The organism is Streptomyces sp. NBC_00122 (genome assembly GCF_045160845.1).
GTDB lineage: Bacteria > Actinomycetota > Actinomycetes > Streptomycetales > Streptomycetaceae > Streptomyces.
In genome coordinates this window covers 4,058,874-4,076,154 of sequence record NZ_CP108191.1, presented here as the reverse complement: position 1 = coordinate 4,076,154, position 17,281 = coordinate 4,058,874, and the positions used below count along the sequence as shown (strand labels likewise).

At 70.1% G+C, this 17,281-nt stretch carries 16 protein-coding genes; 7 read left to right on the top strand and 9 right to left on the bottom strand.

Features of this window, described 5'->3' with window-relative positions; translation table 11 throughout:
* Window positions 1-30 precede the first annotated feature (30 nt).
* The 3 genes from OG737_RS19500 to OG737_RS19490 all read right to left on the bottom strand — a co-directional run bounded on the left by OG737_RS19500 (window position 31) and on the right by OG737_RS19490 (window position 3,572).
* Complete coding sequence (locus OG737_RS19500) at window positions 31-735, bottom strand: transglycosylase SLT domain-containing protein (protein WP_328927405.1); 705 nt, start codon at window positions 733-735, stop codon at window positions 31-33.
* A gap of 422 nt (window positions 736-1,157) precedes the next feature.
* Window positions 1,158-2,474, bottom strand: coding sequence for a PhoH family protein (locus OG737_RS19495; RefSeq protein ID WP_328927404.1), 1,317 nt, complete (start codon window positions 2,472-2,474; stop codon window positions 1,158-1,160).
* A 336-nt stretch (window positions 2,475-2,810) separates the two neighbouring features.
* Window positions 2,811-3,572: an isoprenyl transferase gene (locus OG737_RS19490; protein ID WP_328927403.1), complete on the bottom strand. Its 762-nt coding sequence runs from the start codon at window positions 3,570-3,572 to the stop codon at window positions 2,811-2,813.
* Between the two features lie 127 nt (window positions 3,573-3,699).
* On the opposite strand from OG737_RS19490, the gene mgrA reads away from it, so the two are divergent.
* Window positions 3,700-4,737, top strand: a complete 1,038-nt coding sequence (gene mgrA / locus OG737_RS19485) for an L-glyceraldehyde 3-phosphate reductase (protein WP_328927402.1) — start codon at window positions 3,700-3,702, stop codon at window positions 4,735-4,737.
* Between the two features lie 133 nt (window positions 4,738-4,870).
* On the opposite strand, the gene OG737_RS19480 is transcribed toward mgrA, so the two are convergent.
* Entirely contained in the window at window positions 4,871-5,596 is a 726-nt protein-coding gene (locus tag OG737_RS19480) for an A24 family peptidase (protein WP_328927401.1), read from the bottom strand.
* Between the two features lie 106 nt (window positions 5,597-5,702).
* On the opposite strand from OG737_RS19480, the gene OG737_RS19475 reads away from it, so the two are divergent.
* The 3 genes from OG737_RS19475 (at window position 5,703) to OG737_RS19465 (ending at window position 8,316) form a co-directional block, all read left to right on the top strand.
* Window positions 5,703-6,071, top strand: a complete 369-nt coding sequence (locus OG737_RS19475) for a DUF192 domain-containing protein (protein ID WP_328927400.1) — start codon at window positions 5,703-5,705, stop codon at window positions 6,069-6,071.
* Between the two features lie 59 nt (window positions 6,072-6,130).
* On the top strand, window positions 6,131-6,748 hold the full coding sequence (locus OG737_RS19470; protein ID WP_328927399.1) for an SMI1/KNR4 family protein: 618 nt from the start codon (window positions 6,131-6,133) through the stop codon (window positions 6,746-6,748).
* Between the two features lie 281 nt (window positions 6,749-7,029).
* Window positions 7,030-8,316: an extracellular solute-binding protein gene (locus OG737_RS19465; protein WP_328927398.1), complete on the top strand. Its 1,287-nt coding sequence runs from the start codon at window positions 7,030-7,032 to the stop codon at window positions 8,314-8,316.
* A gap of 227 nt (window positions 8,317-8,543) precedes the next feature.
* Here OG737_RS19465 and OG737_RS19460 read toward each other — a convergent pair whose 3' ends face one another.
* The 5 genes from OG737_RS19460 to OG737_RS19440 form a co-directional block, all read right to left on the bottom strand.
* The gene (locus OG737_RS19460; RefSeq protein WP_405678743.1) at window positions 8,544-9,182 is read right to left on the bottom strand and encodes a hypothetical protein; all 639 of its coding nucleotides are present in this window, start codon (window positions 9,180-9,182) and stop codon (window positions 8,544-8,546) included.
* A gap of 105 nt (window positions 9,183-9,287) precedes the next feature.
* Window positions 9,288-9,551, bottom strand: coding sequence for a hypothetical protein (locus OG737_RS19455; RefSeq protein ID WP_405678745.1), 264 nt, complete (start codon window positions 9,549-9,551; stop codon window positions 9,288-9,290).
* Window positions 9,552-9,674: 123 nt separating this feature from the next.
* Window positions 9,675-10,001: a nuclear transport factor 2 family protein gene (locus OG737_RS19450; RefSeq protein ID WP_328927395.1), complete on the bottom strand. Its 327-nt coding sequence runs from the start codon at window positions 9,999-10,001 to the stop codon at window positions 9,675-9,677.
* Window positions 10,002-10,157: 156 nt separating this feature from the next.
* Window positions 10,158-10,988, bottom strand: coding sequence for a polysaccharide deacetylase family protein (locus OG737_RS19445; RefSeq protein WP_328927394.1), 831 nt, complete (start codon window positions 10,986-10,988; stop codon window positions 10,158-10,160).
* Window positions 10,989-11,258: 270 nt separating this feature from the next.
* Window positions 11,259-12,851, bottom strand: coding sequence for an MDR family MFS transporter (locus OG737_RS19440; RefSeq protein ID WP_405921802.1), 1,593 nt, complete (start codon window positions 12,849-12,851; stop codon window positions 11,259-11,261).
* A 145-nt stretch (window positions 12,852-12,996) separates the two neighbouring features.
* On the opposite strand from OG737_RS19440, the gene OG737_RS19435 reads away from it, so the two are divergent.
* From OG737_RS19435 to OG737_RS19425, 3 genes are all read left to right on the top strand, one after another.
* On the top strand, window positions 12,997-13,590 hold the full coding sequence (locus tag OG737_RS19435; protein ID WP_328927392.1) for a helix-turn-helix domain-containing protein: 594 nt from the start codon (window positions 12,997-12,999) through the stop codon (window positions 13,588-13,590).
* A 96-nt stretch (window positions 13,591-13,686) separates the two neighbouring features.
* Window positions 13,687-14,457, top strand: a complete 771-nt coding sequence (locus tag OG737_RS19430; protein ID WP_328927391.1) for a hypothetical protein — start codon at window positions 13,687-13,689, stop codon at window positions 14,455-14,457.
* A gap of 47 nt (window positions 14,458-14,504) precedes the next feature.
* A complete protein-coding gene (locus OG737_RS19425; RefSeq protein WP_405921801.1) occupies window positions 14,505-17,255 on the top strand; it encodes a VWA domain-containing protein in 2,751 nt (916 codons plus the stop codon).
* The last annotated feature ends 26 nt before the right edge of the window (window positions 17,256-17,281 follow it).

Here is a 17,281-nt window from a genome sequence, read left to right as displayed (position 1 = left end):
CACTGCCGGTCGGCGGCCGCCGCCCGGTGGCTAGTACCAGCCGTTGGCCTGGTGGAAGCTCCAGGCGCTGCACGCGCTGCCGTACCGGTCGTTCATGTAGTTCAGGCCCCACTTGATCTGCGTGGCGGGGTTGGTGCGCCAGTCGGCACCGGCCGAGGCCATCTTCGAGCCCGGGAGCGCCTGGACCAGACCGTAGGCACCCGAGGACGAGTTGACGGCCTTGTAGTTCCAGGTGGATTCCTCGTTGATGATGTTCGAGAAGCACTGGAACTGGCCGGAGGGCACCATCTGCTGGGCGATGGCCTTGACCTGCGCGACCGTGTAGGAGCTCTGGACCGCGAAGTCGCCGGCGTCGCGGGCGGCGGACCGGCTGGCGATCTGGTCCTTCTCCTCGCGTTCCCGCTTGGCCTTGGCGTCCGCCTCCGCCTTGGCCTTCTCCGCTTCCGCCTTCTTGGACTTGGCGTCCTCGGCGGCCTGGACACGGGCTGCCTCCTCGGCCGAGCGCTTGGCGTCGGCGTCGGCGGCGTGGGCGATGGCGTCGGCCTGCTGGGTCAGGGACCCGCTCTGGACCTCAGCCTGGTCGCCGACCGGGATGTCAGTGAGGAGAGTCGCGCCGGACGCTGTCGTTTCGAGATCGTTCGTGGGGTCGCCAGTGGCAACGCCAACGACTGCGCCGACGGTGGTGACCGCGGTGGCCGAAGCCACTGCGAACCCCCGGACCGAGATCCGGCTCACATGATGTCCTTCCAGCAACGTCCGCAGTGACCGCGCGGGCGCGAGAGTGCCCCTCGACACTGGCCTCCGTGGTTCTGCGGTCACTGGAGACGCGGGCCCGTGGCAGCTCCCTCGCGGGGGCTGCACGTGAAACTCCGGGCGGCATACGGCGATCGGCTGTGGAGTTGTGGTGCTGCGCGTACCTCACGGGTGGTACCGGAGATACAACTGTGCCGTATGCGGGGCCTGACGGAAAACAGACTCTGCCGGACCTCGGCGCCGCAGGGCAATTCTGTGCTGCGTGTGAAAGGTCACACCTGGGATGCCCCTGTTGTTTTGGCGAAAGGGCTGTGCAGCACGACGCCGCCCGGCTAGGCTCTCGGGCCTTTGCCGGGCGGCGCCAACTCACCTTCCCGCTATGGGGGTTTTGCCCCCTGTGTGCGCTACAGCGATTCGAGCATCTCGGTGACGAGTGCGGCGATCGGGGAGCGCTCGGAGCGGTTCAGCGTGACGTGAGCGAAGAGCGGATGCCCCTTCAGCTTCTCAACGACGGCGACGACTCCGTCGTACCGGCCGACCCGCAGATTGTCCCGCTGGGCCACGTCGTGGGTCAGAACGACCCGCGAATTCGCCCCGATTCGGGACAGAACGGTCAGCAGGACGTTCCGCTCCAGCGACTGGGCCTCGTCCACGATCACGAAGGCGTCGTGCAACGAGCGGCCGCGGATGTGCGTGAGCGGCAGGACCTCCAGCATCCCGCGGTTCAGCACCTCCTCGATGACCTCCCGCCCGGCGACCGCCGAGAGGGTGTCGAAGACCGCCTGCGCCCAGGGACTCATCTTCTCGTTTGCATCCCCGGGCAGGTAGCCGAGGTCCTGGCCGCCCACCGCGTACAGCGGCCGGAAGACCATCACCTTCTGATGCTGGCGCCGCTCCAGTACGGCCTCCAGGCCCGCGCAGAGCGCCAGCGCCGACTTTCCGGTGCCGGCCCGGCCGCCCATCGAGATGATCCCGATCTCGGGGTCGAGGAGGAGGTCCAGGGCGATGCGCTGCTCGGCGCTGCGGCCGTGCAGCCCGAAGGCCTCGCGGTCGCCCCGTACGAGCCTCACGTTGCCGTCGGCCGTGACCCGGCCGAGCGCCTTGCCACGCTCGGACTGCAGGACCAGCCCGGTGTGCACGGGCAGCTCGGCGGCCTCCGGGACGTAGAGCCGCTCCTCCGAGTAGAGGAGGTCCACCTGTTCCCCGGAGAGGGCGAGTTCGCTCATGCCGGTCCAGCCGGCGTCCGTGATGGCGAGCTCCGCCCGGTACTCCTCGGCCAGCAGGCCCACGGAGGAGGCCTTGATGCGCAGCGGGAGATCCTTCGAGACCACCGTGACGTCGTAGCCCTCGGCCTGGAGATTGCGGGCGACCGCGAGGATCCGCGAGTCGTTGTCCCCCAGTCGGAAGCCGGCGGGCAGGACACCCGGGTCGGAGTGGTTGAGCTCGACACGCAGGGTGCCGCCCAGATCGCCCAGCGGGATGGGGGCGTCGAGGCGTCCGTTCCGGACCCGGAAGTCGTCGAGCAGGCGCAGGGCCTGGCGCGCGAAGTAGCCGAGTTCGGGATGGTGCCTCTTTGCCTCCAGCTCGGTGATCACCACGATCGGGAGCACGACCTCGTGCTCGTCGAAGCGGGTGATCGCGTTGGGGTCTGCCAGCAGGACGCTGGTGTCGAGGACGTAGGTCCGCCTGTCGGGCAGGCGGCGCTTTGTGCTGGTCACCACGGAAGGACGTACCCCCTCGGAAGAGGTCGGGCCATGAAGACCGGACCGGTCATCGGCACCCATGCCGGGGCCGATTTCCGGCCCTCCCACTTCGTCCGTGCGAACCGCACGTGCGTCCTGGTGCAAAGGGCCTCCCGGGCGGACGACCCCATGCCGTCCGCTGAGATTCGACACCCGTGGATCGGACGTCGACCTGAAAGGGGTATTCCCAGATCAGGCCAGGCCATGCCATGGCATATGACGGACGCTCTGTGAATCCCAGGTGAAGGCTTGGGAAGGAGGGGACGACTGTGACCGAGGGGGCGTCGGAGGACACCCCGGGTGAATCAGGATGAATCAGGTGCCGTAGCGCCGGTGGCGGGCGGCGTAGTCGCGCAGGGCCCGGAGGAAGTCGACCTTGCGGAAGGCCGGCCAGAAGACCTCGCAGAAGTAGTACTCGGAGTGGGCGCTCTGCCAGAGCATGAATCCGGACAGCCGCTGCTCGCCGCTGGTGCGGATCACGAGGTCCGGGTCGGGCTGGCCGCGCGTGTAGAGGTGCTCGGCGATGTGGTCGATGTCCAGGATCTCGGCGAGCTCCTCGAAGGAGGTGCCCTTCTGCGCGTGCTCCAGGAGCAGCGAGCGGACCGCGTCGGCGATCTCCTGGCGGCCGCCGTAGCCGACGGCGACATTGACGAGTATCCCGTCGATGTCGTGCGTGGCCTGCTCGGCCTCCTTCAGCACGGTCTGCGTCTGGGCGGGCAGGATGTCGAGGTTGCCGACGTGGTGGACACGCCAGCGGCCGTCCGCGGCGAGGCCCCGCACGGTGTTCTCGATGATGTTGAGCAGCGGGCGGAGCTCGACCTCCGGCCGGTCCAGGTTGTCCGTGGAGAGCATCCACAGGGTGACGACCTCGACGTCGGTCTCGGTGCACCAGCCCAGCATCTCGGAGATCTTGTCGGCCCCGGCCTGGTGGCCCTGTTCCGTCGTACCTCCGGACGCCTTCGCCCAGCGCCGGTTCCCGTCCAGGATGACGCCGATGTGCTTGGGCGCCGCGTCATGGTCGAGGCGGCCTTCCACCCGGCGTGCGTAGAGCCTGTACACCAGGTCGCGCAGCTTCACGATCTTCCAGCCCCTCCGTGCAATGCCCCCGTGCGAATTGCGGTCTCCCCCGAGGCGGCCACATTACTGCGCGGTGAGAGGGGGTACCCAATTCGGTCTGTCACAACTCCGTGATAGGGAGGACAACGTGACTGATACCAATCCCTATCGGGCAGAGCCCTCGCGCTACGACTCCATGGAGTACCGGCGCACCGGCCACAGCGGCCTCAAGCTCCCCGCCGTCTCGCTCGGCCTCTGGCACAACTTCGGCGACGACAAGTCCCTGGAGTCCCAGCGGGCGATCCTTCGCCGGGCCTTCGACCTCGGCATCACCCACTTCGACCTGGCGAACAACTACGGCCCGCCGCCCGGCTCGGCCGAGATCAACTTCGGCAAGATCTTTTCGCGGGACTTCGCGTCCTACCGCGACGAGCTGATCCTGTCGACCAAGGCCGGCTACCTGATGCACCCGGGGCCGTACGGCGAGTGGGGCAGCCGGAAGTACCTCCTCAGCTCGCTGGACGCCTCGCTGAAGCGGATGGGCGTGGACTACGTCGACGTCTTCTACTCGCACCGCTTCGACCCGGAGACCCCGCTGGAGGAGACGATGGGCGCCCTGGCGTCCGCCGTCCAGCAGGGCAAGGCGCTCTACGTCGGCGTCTCCTCGTACACCGCGGAGCAGACGGCCGAGGCGGTGCGGATCCTGCGCGGGATGGGGGTGCGTCCGCTGATCCACCAGCCCTCGTACTCCATGATCAACCGCTGGACGGAGGAGGACGGGCTGCTGGACACCCTGGAGGACGCCGGCATGGGCTGCATCTCCTTCGCGCCGCTGGCGCAGGGGCTGCTGACGGGCAAGTACCTCAAGGAGATCCCGGCGGGCTCGCGGGCCACGCAGGGCAAGTCCCTCGACCCGGGCATGCTCTCCGACGAGGTGCTCCGCCGGCTGAACGGGCTGAACGGCATCGCCGCGCGGCGCGGTCAGTCGCTGGCGCAGCTGGCGCTGAAGTGGGTGCTCCGCGACGACCGGATGACCTCGGCCCTGATCGGCGCGTCGAGCGTGAAGCAGCTGGAGGAGAACGTGGCCGCGCTGGGCGGAGATCCGCTCTCCGAGGCCGAGTTGAAGGAGATCGACTCCTTCGCGGTGTCCACCCCCGGCACCAACCTCTGGGCCCAGCGCGGCTGACCTGCGCATTTGCCCGAAGGGTGCGGAGAACAAAAAACGGGCCGGTCCGTGGGGGGGGGATACGGACCGGCCCGAGGGGGGGGTTCCACCATAACCCTTCGTAAAGCGTTATGCGTGCATTGGCGCGACACGATTACGCTCCGAAACCACCCAGCAGCACTCCGGTGAGTGCTCCGGCCGCCATGAAAGGGCCGAAGGCGAAACTCTGCTTGCGGGTCGCGGGGCCGCGCAGCACAAGGGACAGGCCGTACAGGGCCCCGTAGAAAAGGCCCAGGAAGGCCCCCGCGACCCATACCCCCCACCCGTACCACCCAAGAGCGACCCCCAGCGAGAGCGCCAGCTTGACGTCGCCGAAGCCCATACCGCCGGGGTTGATCAGGAACAGCACGAGGTACCCGGCGGCGAGCAGGCCCCCGCCGAGCAGCGCGCGCTGCCAGTCGCCTCCGGCGCGGGGCAGGAGGGCTGCCGACCCGAGCCCGGCGGCGACCGCGGCGGCGAGCGGCAGCGTCAGTACGTCGGGGAGCCGGTGCACGGCGCGGTCGACGAGGGCGAGCAGCACGAGCGCCGGGGCGAGGCCGATGTAGGCCACGGCCTCGGGGCGCGCCCCGACGGCCGCTCCCAGGGCGGCGCAGACCGCCCCGGTGAGGGCGGCGAGGGGGGCGGCGTGCCTGCCGTACGCGTGGCGCGCGGTGAACCGGCAGCGGGCCGGGCCGAGCCAACCGGGCAGCGCGTGGCCCTGCGGGCAGCGCTCGCGCCAGGGTTCCCCCGGCTCGACGGAGAGCCGGTACGCGGCGCGCGGCAGCAGCAGCCCGGCGGCGGTCCCGTACGCGGCGGCGAGAACGATCACGATGACGCCCATCCGGCGACGGTAGGGCCGGCCGGCGGTCGCGGCATAGCCCCGCCGCGACCTGGGCGGGGGCCGGCGGGGCCTGGGCGGGGCCCGGGGCAGCCCTTAGGCTGCCGCCATGGCGAACTGGCGGGACGGCGAGGGCCTCCTCGGGGTCGGGGCGGTGACGGTTCCGCTGGAGGTCGCCGCCTCGTACGGAGCCCGGACGCGGGGGCTGCTCGGACGGGACGGGATCGACGGGGCCATGCTGCTCACCCCGGCGGCGAGCGTGCACACCTTCCGGATGCGGTTCGCCATCGACGTGGCGTACCTCGGCAGGGACCTCGACGTGCTCGCCGTCGTCACGATGGCCCCCGGACGCCTCGGGCTGCCCCGGCTCCGGTCGCGGCACGTCCTGGAGGCCGAGGCCGGGGCGATGGCCGGGTGGGGACTGCGGGTCGGGACCACCGTGAACCTGGACGTACCCGGGCGTCTCACGCGCGGGTAGGCGGGGCCCCGCGCCGGCGGTAGGTTGGGGCGGTTGAGCTGGGGTGTCAGGGGAGCGGCATGACGGAGAACGCGCACATCAAGGCGCTGGAGCAGATCATGCCGGCGACGCACGGCGCCGACGAGGACATCGACTGGCAGGCGGCCGAGGCGGCCTGGGGCACCCGGTTCCCGGCGGATTTCGTGGCCTTCATGGGCCGCTTCGGCGCCGGATCCATCAATGGCGAGGCGAGCATCCTGCTGCCGCTCCCCAAGCCGGGCCTCCAGTGGGACCCGGCCGAGATGGCCGAGGAGACCGACAACGCCCGCCAGGCCTGGGAGGCGGAGGGCGGCCGGTCCGCCTTCGACGTGGACCCGGAGTCGATCATCGCCTGGGGCGTGACCGGCGGGTCCGACATCCTCTGCTGGCTCACCTCCGATCCCGACCCGGACCGGTGGCCGGTTCTGGTGTGCGGACGGCACACCGCCGACGCGTTCGCGGTGTACCCGTACGGAATGGCCGAATTCCTCCACCGGCTCTGCTCCGACGAGTTCGACGTGAGCCCGGTCAGCATCACCTTCTGGGACGGCGGCCACCTCAGCTTCGTCCACTGGCGCAAGGCCCAGCGCCGATGGCAGGAGGGCCGCAACCCCGAGACGGGCGAGCCCGACCCGTACGCGGGCGAGTTCGCCGACTAGCCGACGACTAGCCGACCGGTACCCGTCAGACCCGCCGAGCCCGTTCCACTACCGGAAACGGGCTTTTCGGCATGTCTACGCGCGTCCGCTTTGTCGATCACATATCGGAAAACACCAGCCGGAAAAGCGGCAGTTGGAGCATTGCCCACAAGTGCGGCCCCAATGGAATCAATCGCCCGTCCCCAGGAGAGAATTCCGGCCAACGGGCCATGGATGGACACCCCGCCCGGAGCAACTCATAAGTAATAACGGGATCCAAAGAAAATCAGGGGAATACACCCGTGCGACGAAGAATTTTCGGCGCGGCCTCCACCACGGTCGTGCTCGGTCTGCTGATACCTCTGGCCGGATGCGGAGGTTCCGGAGACAGCGCAGGTGGCGACGGCACGCTGCACCTCATCGCCGCGGAATACGGCGATACTCCGGCCACCAGCTCGAAGGCTTTCTGGGACAAGGTGACGGACGATTTCGCCTCCGCCCACCCCGGTATCAAGGTCGAGGTGAAGCTCCTTCCGTGGGCCGACATCGACCGCGAGGTCTCCCGTATGGTCAAGGCCGGGAAAGCACCGGACATGGCCCTCATGGGCGCGTACTCGGACTTCGCGGCGCAGGGCAAGCTCTATTCCGCGGACGAACTGCTGTCGGTCAGCGCCGAGGCGAACTTCCTCCAGCCGCTCGCCGAGGCCGGCACCGTCGGCAACGCCCTCTACGGCCTGCCCTTCGTGGCGAGCAGCCGCCTCCTGTTCTACAACGAGGCGCTGTTCAAGCAGGCCGGCGTCAGTACTCCGCCCAAGACCTGGTCCGACCTCAAGTCCGCGGCCGGCAAGCTCAAGGACAAGGGCGTGAAGTTCCCGTACGCCCTGCCCCTGGGCCCGGAGGAGGCGCACGCCGAGGCGATGATCTGGGAGCTGAGCAACGGCGGCGGCTACGCCGACAGCAGCGGCAACTACAGCCTGGCCTCCGACCAGAACGTCGACACCTGGAACTGGGTCAAGAGCCAGCTGGTCGCCCCCGGGCTCACCGGCCCCACCCCGCCCTCCCAGCTCAACCGTGCCGATGCCTTCGCCGCCTTCCTGAAGGGCGAGGTCGGCATGCTCAACGGCTATCCCTCGCTCCTCCACGAGGCGCGCGGCAAGGGCATCGGCGTCGGCGCCGTCACCATGCCGGTCTCGGACACCCTCGGCTCCGGGGAGAGCCCGCCGACCGTGGGCGTGGCCGACTGGATGATGGCCTTCAAGCAGAACGGCCACCGTGCCGAGATCGGCACGTTCCTGGAGTTCCTCTACCAGGACAAGAACCTGTCGGACTTCGCCAACCGCTACCACCTGCTGCCGTCCACCGTCACCGCCTCGCGCCCCCAGGCCGGCGGCGGCCTCGACAAGAACGACCAGCAGTTCCTGACCGCGCTCTACGGTGCCCAGCTCTACCCGGTGAACGACCCGTCCTGGGTGACGGTCAGCGACACCATCAAGCGCAACATCGGACGCGCGGTGGAACCGAACGGAGACGCCAAGGGCGTCCTGGAGGGCATCGCCGCCCAGGCGAACGAGGCCTCCAAGAAGCACTGACGAACACCGGAACACCGAAGTTCCCCCGCGACACGGGACCTTCGCCCCGTGCCGCAGCCCACCCCATGCGGCACCATGGCCACTGCGGCTCTTGATCCAAGGCCGCCGGCCCAGTCGCCCGCCGAGCACCCACAAGGTGCGCGGGGCGGCCGGCCTCGACTCCGCGCCGGCGCCTCCGGTGCCCCCGCCGCCCCGCCGCCCTGGCTGCCCACCCGCCCTGGCCGGCTCTAGCGCCCCTGCTGCCCTTGCTTCCCTTGCTCCTCGGAGAACGCCGTCCGGTACTGCTCGCAGCTGGAGTCCCAGCGCAGCGTGCCCGTGAGCGTCCCGTAGCCGGAGCGCGTCACCGACCACTCCACCGTGTACTCCCCGCTGTCGCAGGCGATCCGCTTGCCGCCCGCGATCTTCTCCCGCCCCGTCGCCGGCTTCCCGGCCAGCTCCTGGCGCACCTCCCCCGCCTTGGCGCCCTTGGCGCTGCGCAGCACGGCGTGCACGACGATCGGGTGCGCGCCCTCCTTGGTCGTCATCGCCTTCTTCACGAGCGTCGAGTCGGACACCGACCAGGCGAACTCGTACGAGGGCTGCCACGCGAGCGTCTTCAGGTCCGGTACCTGCCGCTCGTAGCCCGGGGCCGCGGAGGGGCCCGGGCGGGTGACCGTCCGGTACATGATCCCGGGGTGGAAGCGGAACTGCCCCTCCACCTTGTGCATTTCGTCCTTGGTCCACATCGACTTCATGGTCTTCTCGCCGCCTGCCGGGTCCTGGAGGTACGCCGCACCCTCCGCGGCGGTGGCCGCCTGGCCGAGGGCGGGAGCGAGGGCCGCGGCGGTGGTCACGAGGGCGAGGGCGGCGATGCGGGTGCGCTTCATGCCCGCTCCAACGGGCCCCCGCGGTGGGCCGGAACGACGCCTGACGTGCTTTCACCCGTACGGGAGGCCCGGCCGTACCGCCCCCGGTGCCGGAATACCGGCTGATCAACTCCCGTTGTGAACCTCGGCGGGCGGCATCGGCACGGCACGCGGCATCGCCGGAATGTACGCGGCGGCCATCGGCGGCGTGGACGGCCGGGCTCCGCTGCTGAAGCCGGAGACCCTGGCGGAGTGCGCGAAGCCGCACACCCCGGGCGTGGACCTGGTGACGGCGGAGGCGGACCGCTTCGCGCTGGGCTTCACGCGGCAGCCCGCCGTGGGCCCGGAGGCCTTCGGGCACAGCGGCGCGGCGGGCGCCCAGGGCTTCATGGGACCCGGTCACGGCAATCGCCTACGCGTACACACGCCGCCGTTTCGCCTTCCCGGGCGGAGCGGCACCGGAGAACGAGCGCCTGACGGCGGCGGTGCTGGGGGTGGCGCGGGGGCTGTGACTCAGGCCTGGCCGGTTTCGAAGCGGCTGATCTTGCCGCCGGGGGTGACGTCGAAGCGCCATGCGGTGCGCATCTCGCCCCAGGTGTCGTTGCGGTAGGAGACGATGAGGGCGTGGCCGCCGTCGGATTCCTTCTGGACGTCCATGTGGCCGCCGGAGTCGAAGATCTCCCGGTCGATCCACTCGCGGAGGTCGCGGTCCGAGCCGTCGTCGGACATGGTCGCGTCGGGGGTCAGCAGGGCGAGGAAGGCGTCCTTGTCGTGCGCGTTGACGGCAGTGACGAAGGCGCCGACGGCGGGGTCGGAGAGTTTTCCGGGGCTGATGGTCACGGGGGCCTCCTGGTCGGGGCTGGTTCGGACTGGTTCGGACTGGTTCGGACTGGTCGGGCGTACGTTCGTACGCGCGTGACCAGGGAACACCCCGGGGTGCTCCGGGTCGTCGACCCTCACCCGTTCGCCGCCGGACGGCGTGTCAGCCCGCCCCCGTCAGGACGGGTCGGTGGTCTCGGGGGCGGTGCGGACCGGGAAGCCGGTCGCCCGGCCCTGCTCCTTCAGCCAGGCCAGCACCTGGTCGAGCGCCTCGACGGTCTGTGCGCGGTTGCCGCCCCCGTCGTGGAAGAGGACCGTCGGGCCGTTGCCGATCTCGCGCTTCACGGCGTCGACGACGGCGGCCGTCCCCGGCTTGCCGAAGTCCTTGGTGTCGACGTTCCAGCCGAGCGGGCGCATGCCGTTCGCTGCGGCCAGGCGGCGGCTGTCGGGGGTGAAGGCGCCGCCGGGGGCGCGGTAGTACTCGACCTTCGCGCCGCCGCCCGCGGCTTCCTCGATCAGCCGCTTCGCGTCGAGGATCTGCTGTTCCTGGTAGGCGACGGGCTTCTTGTCCATGGCCGTGTCGTGGTCCATGGTGTGGTCGCAGAGCCGGTGGCCGGCGGCGACGACCTTCTTGACGAGGCCGGGGTGGGCCCTGGCCTGCGGCCCGATCATGCAGAAGGTGGCCTTCACGTCGTACTTCTCCAGTACGTCGAGGACCTTCGGGGTCCACCGGGGGTCGGGGCCGTCGTCGATGGTGATGTTGACCGCGTTCCCGCCGCTCTCCGACGCGTGGGCTATGCCCTCGGGTATCCGCTCCGGTTGCTGCTGCGGCCCGCGCGCCGCGCCGTCGGCGTCGCGCTGGCGCGACACGTTCGAGCCGGGGGTCTCGTGTCCCGACTCCACCAGCGTCGCCACTCCCCAGATCGTCGCCGCGACGGCGACGGCCGACGCCGCGACGGCTGCGCGGGCCCGGATGCCCTTCTCGTTGACGCGCGCCAAGAAACCCATGTCCACTCCCCATCCGCATGTGAGCGTTCTGTGGATCAGGACGTGCGCCGCCGCCGGGGGGTTCCAGCCGATTAGCAGTTGAATTCCATGTAATAGGACTTTGGTCCCGAGTTGCCGGAGTTGCAGGAGTTACAGCAGTTACGGGAGTTGCCGAACTGGCCGAACCGGCGGCGCGGTTGACGCGTGTACGCAAAAGGCCCGGCCCCGGTGGATCCGTTCATCCACCGGGGCCGGGCCGTTGTGCGTTTCGTACGCCGCGCGTCGCGTGCGTCAGTGCGCGACGGACTCCTGCGGAGCCGGGGCCGTCTTGCCGCCGTCCGCGCCGTCGGCCGGGGCCGGGCCCGCGCCCCGCAGCGGGACCTCCTTGACGAACCAGGCAGCCGCGAAGCCCAGTACGGCGATGGCCGCGCCGAGCAGGAACGCGGAGTGCGTACCGGCGGCCACCGCGTGCTGGTAGGCGTCGCGTACGGCTTCCGGCAGCTTGGCCAGGCTCGCCGCGTCCAGCTGGGCGGAGCCCGCGGCGTCCGCGGCCTGGGGACCCAGGCGGTCGGACATGGTGTCCGTGACCCGGGAGGTGAAGAGCGAGCCCATCAGCGCCACGCCGAAGGAGCCGCCGAGCGTGCGGAAGAGGGTCGCCGACGAGGACGCGACACCCATGTCCTTCATCTCGACGCTGTTCTGCGCGACCAGCATGGTGATCTGCATCAGGAAGCCGAGCCCGGCGCCGAGGACGGCCATGTACAGGCCGGAGACGAGGCGCGAGGTGCCGGTGTCCATCGTCGCGAGCAGGAAGAGCCCGACGACCATGAGCGCGCCGCCGACGATCGGGAAGATCTTGTACTTGCCGCTGCTGGTGGTGATGCGGCCCGCGATCAGCGAGACGACCATCATCGAGAGCAGCATGGGCAGCAGGAGCAGACCCGAGTTGGTGGCGGAGGCGCCCTGGACCGCCTGCTGGAACAGCGGGAGGTAGAGCACGCCGCCGAACATCGCGAAGCCGACGAGGAAGCCGATCACGGACATGAGGGTGAAGTTGCGGCTGCGGAAGATGTGCAGCGGCATGACCGGCTCGGCGGCCTTGGTCTCGGCGTAGAGGAACGCGGCGATCGAGACCAGGCCGACGACGATCAGGCCGATGATCCGGCCGGAGCCCCAGGCGTACTCGGTGCCGCCCCACGTCGTGACCAGCACGGTGGAGGTGATGGCGACGGTGAGGAGTGCCGCGCCCAGGTAGTCGATCTTCGGGCGCTCGCCCTCGCCCGTCTTCTTGGGGAGGTGCAGGACGGCGGTGACCATGGCGAGCGCGACCGCGCCGAGCGGCAGGTTGATGTAGAAGGACCAGCGCCAGCCCATGTGGTCGGTGATGGTGCCGCCGACCAGCGGTCCGCCGATCATGGCGAGGGCCATCACGCCGGCCATCATGCCCTGGTACTTGCCGCGCTCACGGGGCGGGATCAGGTCGCCGATGATCGCCATGACGCCGACCATCAGACCGCCGGCACCGAGGCCCTGGATCGCGCGGAAGCCGATCAGCTGGCCCATGTCCTGGGCCATGCCGCTGAGCGCGGAGCCGATCAGGAAGATGACGATCGAGGTGAGGAAGGAGCCCTTCCGCCCGTACATGTCGCCGATCTTGCCCCAGATGGGGGTGGAGGCCGCGGTGGCCAGCGTGTAGGCGGTGACCACCCAGGAAAGGTGCTCCAGGCCGCCGAGCTCGCCGACGATGGTGGGCATCGCGGTACCGATGATCATGTTGTCGAGCATGGCCAGCAGCATCGCGATCATGAGCGCCATGAGAACGACGCGCACACTGCGCGGCTTCACCCCCTCCGAGGCTCCGGCCGTTTTGACTGTCTCGCCCATGTCCACTCCCCTGGCACTTCCACTGCTGCACTTCTGGTCTTCGAGCGCCGGCTCTTACTTGCCGACCGGCTAGTTCACTACAATGGGGACGGTAGACCCGTCACTAGCCGGGCGTCAAGTAAGTAAATTTTGGGGAGAACCGATCATGACGACCAGCTCCAGCAGCGGTCCGCAGCCGCGCCGTGGCAACACGCGCCAGCGCATCCAGGACGTCGCGCTGGAGCTGTTCGCCGAACAGGGCTACGAGAAGACGTCGTTGCGCGAGATCGCGGAGCGGCTGGAGGTCACGAAGGCGGCGCTGTACTACCACTTCAAGACCAAGGAAGACATCATCATCAGCCTCTTCGAGGACCTGACGCGGCCGATCGACGAGCTGATCACGTGGGCGGAGGGGCAGCCGCGCACCCTGGAGACCAAGTGCGAGGTGCTGCGCCGCTACAGCGAGGCGATGGCGGCGGGCGCCTCGCTGTACCGGTTCATGCAGGAGAACCAGGCGACGATGCGGGAGCTGAGCATCGGCGAGACGGTGAAGCAGCGCCTCTTCCGGCTGGTGGAGCTGCTGCGCACGGAGGACGGCCCGCTGACGGACCAGGTCCGCTGCGTGAGCGCCCTGTTCACGCTGCACGCCGGCATGATGTTCCTCCAGCACGTGGAGGGCGACCCGGAGGAGACGCGCCAGGCGGCCCTGGAGGTCGCGACGGACCTCATCACCCAGGCCCACCACCACGACGCGAGCTGAGGGACCGGCGCTTCCCGGGGGCACGAGGATCCGCTCCCCGGACGCTCCTGACCGTATCCCGTACACCTGCATGCCCAAGGCCCTACAGTCCGTGGCATGTTGGAGCTATTTCAGGTCCTCGGCGGTATAGCCGGATTCGGTGGCGTGGCGCTCGGAGTGCTGTTCCTCCTTTACCGGGACCTCGTCCGCAACATCATTCAGCACAGGATGTTCCGCACCTTGACCGCGGGACAGGCCACCGGACTGTTCGGGGCTGTGATCGTCTTCGCCTTCGCCATAGCGATCCTGGGCATCTTCGCCACCCTCGCCGACGGCGAGGGAGCCCAGCAGTTCATGATCCTGGTCGGCATCCTGCTGGCGTTCCTCCTGGCCTCCCTCCTGGTCGTGGGTCGGCTCTTCACCGGGGGGCGCCGGAACGGGCCGGAGCCCGGGGCGGCGGAGGAGCGGTCACTGGCCAAGGTGGCACGGCTGATCGCGGCGAACGAGCCCGACCAGGCGCAACGCGCGCTCGGCTCGGCGGGCATCGACCGCGAGGCCGAGGAGTTCTGGTACTGGAAGGCCAGGATCGCCCTCGCCCGCTCCAACCCGACGGTGGCCGCGGGATACGTCGACGAGGCCCTGAAGATCGAGCCTCGGAACGGGCACAGCATCGCCCTCAAGATCAGGATCCTGCTGGTCGGCCGGAGCCCGGCGGACCGTGACGAGGCGGTGCGGATCGCCGCCGCCAGCGAGGGGATCAGCAGCGAACTGGACATCTGGCTGCGGCTCTTGCGCGCGGAAGGGATGTTCGACGTGCGGGTGCGGACCAACACCGAGCTGGACGAACGCTGCCCGCTCCCCGCCCGCCACGGCCAGGCCGCGGCCTGACGCCCGGCCCGGCGGATGACACGGAGAAGGAATCGGAGAAAGCACGCATGACACAAGACCCCGGCGGCTCCACGCCCCCCGCCCCCGCCGTCCTGTACCTCGCCGGAGCGGGGAGGAGCCGCTTCTGGTCCTTGTCCTCCCGCCGGGAGGAGCGGGAGTGCCGCCACCGGGCGACGCGGCGCGGACTGTCGCTGCTGGACCGGACCGCGCGCACCCCGCAGGAGGCGGACGACCTACTGAGAGACTTACCGGACGGCGTGGTCGTGGCCGAGTCGGCCATCACCGACCACGACGAGCTGCGGAAGGCGCTCATGAGTGCCGACACCCTCCTTGAGGGGCTCCTCGGGCTGGGCGCCACGCTCAGGCTCTGCGACGTCCGGGGCACACCGTCGCCTGCCGTCGACCGCTGGTCGGACGGCACGGCCGTACTCCTCACCGTCGCCCCCTTCCCGGGCCTGCCCAGCGCGGACGGGGGCCGCCGGGCACGTGAGTGCGAGGAGTACGCGCAGCGGTGCGGGCTTCGCGTGGGCACGGTCATCGACAGCCGGCAGGCGCACCTCGACTTCATTGCGAAGGAGCTCTCGCGGCCGGCGAGGGGGACGGTACCCACGATCGTGATCCACCCTGACGCCCTCGCCCTCGCCCCGGACGCCGAGGGGAGGCCCGGCCGGATCGGCGCGGCAGGCAGGTGGCTCCTCCAGGGGCGCGTAATCCACTCCGCGTTGCAGCTGCGCAGCTCGCGTGCAACCGAGGACATGCCGCGCCCGCGGGCAGCCGAGCCCCGGCCATGGACCGACCCCGCTCCGGAGGAAGTGCCTGGCAGTGAGCGCCGGCCCGCGGAGCGCCCGCACGAGTCCCACCAGGGCGAGGAGCTGCGCGACGAGGAGCTGCGCGACGAGGAGCTGCGCCTCGGGGGGGAGCTGCGCCACGCGCAGGAGCTGAGCGAGGAACGGCGCGAGGAGCTGTACGAGGAGATGCGCGAGCGCCGGCGGCTCGTGGCGCGGCTCAAGCAGCAGCGCCAGGAGCTTGAGGAGGGCCAACACGAGGCCTATCGGAGGAGGGCCGCCTCGCGTCCCAGCCCTCGCGCGGCGTCACCGGCCCCGGCCAGTGGCGCGGACCGATGGACGAGGAGCGATCCGCAACCCGCCCCGGCCTACGGCCAAGCCCAGGCTCCCGCCTTCCCCGCCCGTCTCGTCCGTGGCATCAACCTTCCCCCGCTCCCCTCCCGCGCCCCCGGCCGTCCCCTCCCCCACGACGGCCTGTTCATCCGTCGGCGCAGCGCCTACGGGACCCGCTCCGTGCTCGGTGTCACCGAACTCATCGACAGCGGTGTGCTGATCGAACAGGACCACATCCGCTTCGACGACTTCGTGGCCGCCCGCACCGACCAGGTCCCCGGCCCGCCCGAGGGCGAGGCGCTCGCCGTCAGCCACGGGCTCGCCCTGGTACCCGGCGACTCCAAAGCCCACGAGGACACCACCCACTTCGTCGAAATCGCGCTGAAGGCGGGTGCGGAGGCGCAGCCGGGCGTGCCCGCGAAGGAACCCCTGCCGGTGAACTTCGTCTTCGTCGTGGACACGAGCAGCTCCATGGCGGGCGAGAAGCTCGACACGGTCAAGTCCGCGCTGCAGGAGATCTACGAACGGCTGCGGCCGACGGACTCGCTCGGCATCATCACCTTCGCCACCGATGTGTCCACCCTCCTGCAGGCGACCCGCAAGGAGGAGCTGCCGCCCGAGAGGTTCGCCTCGACCGTGGCCGGCATGACCGCCTACGGCGGGACCGACATCCAGCTCGGCGTGCAGTACGGCATCGCGGAGATCAGCCGCCGCGCGAGCGCCGGCCGTACCGTCAACCGGCTCTACCTCTTCTCGGACGGTGACCCGACCTCCGGCGAACGGAACTGGACCACCGTCCGGAAGAACGTCGCGGCCCGGCTGCGCGGTGACCTGACCCTCTCGTGCTTCGGCTTCGGCACGGACGCGCGGATGGCCGAACTCTCGGCGCTCGCCGGGACCGCCCGCGGCCACTGCACCTTCGTCACCCGCCCGGAACAGGTCCGCTCCGGCCTGCTGGAGGACCTGGAACGGCGTGACCACCTCGCCGCGATCGACATTCAGCTCCGGATCGACATCGACCCGGCGGTGACGGTGTGGCACCTGTACGGGCACGACCTGATCACCGATCAGCGGGTACGGGCCCGGGTGTTCCGCGAGTCCCGCGACACGGCCCGCCGCGCACGGGAGGAGTACGGCACGGAGGTGCTGCCCGATCTGATCACCGGAGACAAGGGCATCCGGATCTTCACCCCGGACCTGGCCTTCGGCGAGACGTACTGGGTGGTACTGGAGATCCAGGTGCCGGAAGGCTCCGTACCGGCGGGCGGGATCGGTACGGCGACCGTGCAGTACGTGGACACCGTGGCACGTGAGAACCGCAGCCGGGACATCGTGCTGTCGGACGCGGCAACGCTCGCGGAGGAGACCGTGACGGTACACGCGGTGGGCCTGCGGACGAGCGAGATCACCTTCCACGCGCTCGACGACCTGTACGAGAACGACCGCGATGCCGCCGGGCAGCGTCTGACGCAGCACATCGAGGTCCTCAAGCAGGTCCACCGGACCGTCCCCGCGCCCGAGTTCGTCGACGACCAGGTGACGATCGAGAAGCTGCTCGCCCTGGCAGGGACGCTGGGCACGACCGCGGCCTTCTCGGACTCCGCCGTGCCCGCCTCCGCCCCGGGCATCCGGGGCATGAACCGCTTCGCGCGGGTCAGATCCGGCTTCGCCGCCTTCTGACCGGCCCGCGTCCCGATCGCCGCCGG

Coding starts and splice junctions, on each gene's coding strand:
- OG737_RS19480 (WP_328927401.1), bottom strand. CDS start 5,596: ATGGGCGTCATCGTGATCGTTCTCGCCGCCGCGTACGGGACCGCCGCC.
- OG737_RS19475 (WP_328927400.1), top strand. CDS start 5,703: ATGGCGAACTGGCGGGACGGCGAGGGCCTCCTCGGGGTCGGGGCGGTG.
- OG737_RS19470 (WP_328927399.1), top strand. CDS start 6,131: ATGACGGAGAACGCGCACATCAAGGCGCTGGAGCAGATCATGCCGGCG.
- OG737_RS19460 (WP_405678743.1), bottom strand. CDS start 9,182: ATGAAGCGCACCCGCATCGCCGCCCTCGCCCTCGTGACCACCGCCGCG.
- OG737_RS19455 (WP_405678745.1), bottom strand. CDS start 9,551: ATGAAGCCCTGGGCGCCCGCCGCGCCGCTGTGCCCGAAGGCCTCCGGG.
- OG737_RS19445 (WP_328927394.1), bottom strand. CDS start 10,988: ATGGGTTTCTTGGCGCGCGTCAACGAGAAGGGCATCCGGGCCCGCGCA.
- OG737_RS19440 (WP_405921802.1), bottom strand. CDS start 12,851: ATGGGCGAGACAGTCAAAACGGCCGGAGCCTCGGAGGGGGTGAAGCCG.
- OG737_RS19435 (WP_328927392.1), top strand. CDS start 12,997: ATGACGACCAGCTCCAGCAGCGGTCCGCAGCCGCGCCGTGGCAACACG.
- OG737_RS19430 (WP_328927391.1), top strand. CDS start 13,687: ATGTTGGAGCTATTTCAGGTCCTCGGCGGTATAGCCGGATTCGGTGGC.
- OG737_RS19425 (WP_405921801.1), top strand. CDS start 14,505: ATGACACAAGACCCCGGCGGCTCCACGCCCCCCGCCCCCGCCGTCCTG.